This window comes from Stenotrophomonas sp. PS02300 (assembly GCF_029959395.1).
Taxonomy (GTDB): domain Bacteria; phylum Pseudomonadota; class Gammaproteobacteria; order Xanthomonadales; family Xanthomonadaceae; genus Stenotrophomonas; species Stenotrophomonas maltophilia_AD.
This window is the reverse complement of sequence record NZ_JASCOP010000250.1, coordinates 1-1146: the sequence shown is the minus strand read 5'-3', so window position 1 is coordinate 1146 and position 1146 is coordinate 1. Positions and strand designations below refer to the sequence as shown.

General features: G+C 70.7%; 1 protein-coding gene. It reads right to left on the bottom strand.

Annotated features, from left to right (window positions below):
- Positions 1-1013: DUF2272 domain-containing protein (locus QMX79_RS20775; protein ID WP_282248464.1), on the bottom strand; the 1013-nt coding region annotated here is incomplete at its 3' end.
- Positions 1014-1146: the final 133 nt, after the last annotated feature.

Here is a 1146-nt window from a genome sequence, read left to right as displayed (position 1 = left end):
ACGCGCGGGAAGGTGGGCTTCGGCGGCGGCGTCGTGGCCGGCACGCCAGGCTGGGCGGCCGGCAGCGGGCCGGTGGCCGGCGCAGGCGCAGGCGCTGGCGATGGCGGGTAGCTGGTCGTCGATCCGATCGGTGCGGTCGCCACCAGCTTGAGCAGCGCGGCCCAGTCCTGCCGGTTGAAGTTGCACTCGTCTTCGCGTCCGGGGGTGCAGCCCATGTCGTAGGGATCACTGGAGGGGGCCGGCGGCAGCTGGATGCGGCCGCTGCGGTCCAGCGACAGCTTGCGCATGGCCACCGTGTTCATGACATTGCCGCCGATCAGGTACAGCGTGTGGTCGCCGCCCATGTTGGCCGCGATCACTACCTCGCAGTGCGATTTCCAGTTCGCCACCGTGCCGCCGCTGAGCTGTTGCACCAGCCCGGCGTAACTCAACGATTCGTTGCGGCCGCGCAGGTAGCACAACAGGTCGCCGGGCGCGGGCTTTTCCTGCGCCGGATCCGCCATCCGGTAAGGGCCGGTGTTCTGGTAAGCGGCGCGGATGTAGTCGATGTGGCGCGGCGAGCGGGTGAAGCCGGGCACCCCGGCGCGGCTCATCACCCAGGAGATGAAAGCGGCCGACCACGGGTTGTCGATCAGGAAGGCGCGGCAGTCGCTGTCGGTGTAGCGCGTACCGAACGGCTCCATGCAGCTGGTTGCGCCAGGCTGGCTGCCCATCGGCCCCAGCGTGCCGCTGTCGCGCCAGTAGCTGACCACGCGCTGCCACGCGGGCATGCCGTCGTCGGCGAGATACTCGCGTTCGGCCTCGCTCACGCCAAGGTTGCGGGCACGCCCTTCACCGTCGATGAAAGGCCGGTACCACAGGCGGTGCTCGTTGCAGGCGGTGCGCACGATGCTCGCCGCCAGCGGGCTCAGGCCGTAGCGCGGCGGGATGTCGCAGACTTCGGCGGCGGCGGCGGTGCCCGGCAGCAGCAGGGCCATGGGCGAAAGACAGGCAAGCAGGAGCAGGGGGCGCATGCGCGCTCTCCATTCGGGGGCATGGGAAGCCTCGCAGAGCCGGCAAGGACGTGCCGTGAAATCCACGGCGGCGCACCCCCCACCGGCGTGGGCCAACCCCTACGCCGGTGGTGTGGGCCCGTTGGGGCTGGGG